Source organism: Microbispora sp. CSR-4 (genome assembly GCF_008033685.1).
Lineage (GTDB): Bacteria > Actinomycetota > Actinomycetes > Streptosporangiales > Streptosporangiaceae > Microbispora.
Window position 1 is genome coordinate 1 of record NZ_VJVX01000135.1, and the last position, 3,443, is coordinate 3,443.

Here is a 3,443-nt window from a genome sequence, read left to right on the forward strand (position 1 = left end):
TGCACATGGCTGCCGGTATGTGGGGCATGGACCATCTTCCCCTCGCCTATGTAGAGGCCCACGTGGTGAATCGTGCTGGGATCGCGGGGGTTGTAGGCGAAGAAGACCAGGTCGCCCGGCTGGAGCTGAGAGCGGTCGACGTGCTTGCCCGAGTGCCACTGGGGGCCGGTGGAGGACCCGATGCTGACTCCTGCCTTGCTCCATGCGTACTCGGTGAGGCCGCTGCAGTCGAAGCCTTTGGTCCTGGCGCCCCGGCCGGTGCCGAAGCTCGGCCCGCCGGGTCCGCCGCCACCCCAGGAGTAGGGCACGCCGATCATGGCTAGCGCGGCTCTGACCGCGATCGCACCACGCCCAGCGGGGCCCTCGATCAGCGCGTTTCCGTCAGAGGTCGTCTCGTCGGCAGGGTTGTTCGCCCGGAGTTTCAGTTCCTCGCAGAGCTGGCCCGCGACCGTGGTCAAGATGTCGTCGGCGCGCTTCCTGATCTCGTCAGGGTCGAGTTGCTCGCCTGACTTCTGGCTGGCCAGGTCCGCCGCGATGCTGGCCACGAGCTCGTCACGTGGAACGCCGAGCCCGGCTGCGGTTTGAATACGGACCCGCATGTCGTCGCTCGTGACCGTGTCCACGGCCGCTCGCCCGGACGATCTGCCCTTCCACAGCAGGGCGACCAGCGCTTTGGCGAGCGGTTCGTGTTTGGCGTAGGCGTCGCGTAGGTCCTCGCGAGGGCGCTGGACGAGCGCTGCCGCCTGGGTGAGCGGCATGTGCTCCCAGCCGGGGATCTCGACCAGGCGCGTGTAGAAGAAGCGAGCCGCGTGGGAGGGGTCGGTGACCTGCTGCTTGGTCCCCCAGCCTTGGGATGGCTGCTGCTGGAACAGCCCGTACGAGCCGTTGCCGGTCCTTAAATTGGTAAGGCTGCTTTCCTGAATCGCGGTGCTTAGGGCGATCTCGGCTGCTCGCTTGGGAAGCCCCAGCTTGGCAGCGACGTTCACGATCTGTCGGGCGTTCGCGATCTGCTGGGAGGAGAGCCCGAAGCGGGAAGCGGGCACCCGCCGTATCGCGCCAGGTGGGGCGGCATAGGCGCAGATCGCGGCTCGGAGCTTGGCCGTGTCGCCGGCGGTGAAGGCGTACTTGGCTCCGCCGCCGATGGCGGCGATGACGACGACGCCGCATACCAGGCAACCGCCGGCCGCGATGAGTTTGCCGACCCCGAGCTCTGCGATCAAGGGCGCGCCTCTGCTGGCCGAAGTGGCGCGCGAGTTCGGCGAGGCGCAGCCGCCCGTCCGTACGATTGCCCGGAAGCCAGACGGCGTCGTGCGGTTCCTGGCCCTCGGTGGCGGTCGCGACGGGTACCGACACGAGAGCGCCTCGGAGTCGCAGCCGGTCATGCAGGTTGGCTTCACGCCGCGCGCCACTGGTCAGGAACAGCACCGGGGTGTCGATCCCGCTGGCGGCGGCCAGCGAGGCGTACCCGCTGAGCTTCGCGGCGACGCGATCGAGGGTTTCGGTGCCGGTGTCGTATTCGAGGAAGAAGTCCAGGGTGAGGCCGTTGTCGGTCCATCGGCCGTAGGCGTCGGGCCGTACGTGCTTGCCCCACATGGCTTTGCACTGGGTCTCGGTCCACCAGGTGTCCAGGCGGCAGTCGCCGGCGCGGCGGGCGTGGCCGGACAGGGCGGCGAAGACGCCGTTCACGCCGATGGTGTGCGCGAGCCGCTGGCCGTACGCGATGGACAGGGCCTGGCCGCGCCGGTATCCGAACTCCGACAGGGTGACGCCGTCTTCCAGGGCCAGTACGGCGGCGCCGGCCTCGCCCAGGACGTAGTGCCAGGGTGCGGAGCCGAGAGGGGGCCGCGGGCGGAAGCGGTCGAGCGCGCCGAGACGGTTCAGCTTGACCAGGCGGTGGCGGCCGGTGTGGTCGTTGTCGAACGCCGCCTGGAGGAGCTGGTGGGTGGTCAGGACCTCGTGGGTCCAGACCATGCGGAGCAGGCGCCGGTCGTGGCTCGTGAGCCGTATGACGAGCGAGTTGAGGACGCGAGGCGTGTAGTGCTGGTTCATTCGTCTCCTTGTGGTTGGGTGCGGGGGTCTCCTTCTGGAAGGGGGTCGCCGGCCGCGGGGTGCCGTCCGTGGGCGCGGGCAGCGGCGAGCCGTATGCGTGCGGCGAGGTCGGGGTCGGGTTCGGGCAGGGGCCGGGTGCGCAGGGTGAAGGGCGGGGTTTCCGCGGAGCGCACCACGAGCCGGGCGGCGGCCTGGAAGGCGCCGAGGTTGGCCAGGTCGTGCCGGGTCAGGTAGGGGCTGAAGTGGTGCTCGACTTCGCGGGCGTCCTCGGGTGAGAGCGAGAAGTAGATCTTGTTGCGGGCGTCCGAGCTGATGGCCTGGCACAGGTCGCGGGGGAGTTGGGCCAGGTGCTGGTGGGCGAGGACCATCGACAGCCGGTAGGCGCGGGCTTCGGCGAGCATGTCCGCCAGCGCGTGCGGGAGGTTCAGGAAGTTCTGCGTCTCGTCCACGTACAAGGCGGAGGGCGAGCGGCTGCGGCCGAGCCGGGCGCGGTGAGAGGCGGCCTGCCAGACCTGGGCCAGCAGAAGGGAGCCGAGCAGCCGGGCGGTGTCGTCGCCGAGGACGCCCTTGGGGAGGCGGGCGAGCAGGATCTTGCCGTCCAGCACGTCGCCGACGTCGAAGGTGGACTGTGCTGAGCCGAGGATGTCGCGGACGAACGGGCGGAGCAGGAACGCCCGCAGCTTGTTCATGATGGGCGCGGTGACGTGTGCCTGGGCCTGCTCGGACAGGTGCTCGTACCAGTTCCAGAACCCGAGCAGGAAGGGGTCGTCGAGCCGTTCGGTGAGGTCTTTTCGGTAGAGGGGATCGGTGAGCAGGGCCGGGATGTCGGCGAGGGTTCCGCCGTTGCGGGACAGGGTGAGGGCGCAGCCGCGCAGGATGTCGTCGCTGCGCGGGCCCCAGGAGTCGGCGTAGATCTTGTGGAAGATACCGACGAGGTTGTCCGCGAGGGTTTCCCGGTCCGGGCCGCTCAGCACGTTGAGTGCCGGCCGGGGATGGCGGTCGTCCGGGTCGATCAAAGCGATGCGCTCGCCCGCTTCTTCGGGAATGAGGCCGAGCAGGTCGGTGACCAGGTCACCCTTGGCGTCGACGACGGCGACGCCGTGGCCGGCCTCGATGTCGGAGAGGATCATCTGGGCCAGCAGCGTGCTTTTGCCGGTGCCGTTCGGGCCGAGGACGTGCACGTGGTGAAAGGAGTCGGCGACGCGCAGCGCGACCGGCCGCACGTGCCCGGCGTCGCAGAAGCCGAGCACCTTGCCCCTCGCGGAGACCTGCGGCGCGGGCGGCACCGACCTGGCCCCGGCACGGCTCAGACCCGGTACGGCGGCGTCCAAGGGAAGGTGCGCCAGGGCGGCGATTTCGGGCACCGAGAGCAGGAACCCGCGCCGGAGCATCCG

Annotated in this window: 2 protein-coding genes and 1 pseudogene; all 3 read right to left on the reverse strand. The window is 69.8% G+C overall.

Annotated features, from left to right (window positions below; all coding sequences use genetic code 11):
- Positions 1-1,220: C40 family peptidase (locus tag FLV34_RS43115; RefSeq protein ID WP_261986077.1), on the reverse strand; the 1,220-nt coding region annotated here is incomplete at its 3' end.
- 265 nt (positions 1,221-1,485) lie between these two features.
- Positions 1,486-2,049: pseudogene (locus tag FLV34_RS43120) on the reverse strand (replication-relaxation family protein); the annotation flags it as partial.
- On the reverse strand, positions 2,046-3,443 hold a 1,398-nt coding region (locus tag FLV34_RS38880), incomplete at its 5' end, for a type IV secretory system conjugative DNA transfer family protein (protein ID WP_147945550.1). The gene FLV34_RS38880 and the pseudogene FLV34_RS43120, both read right to left, overlap by 4 nt.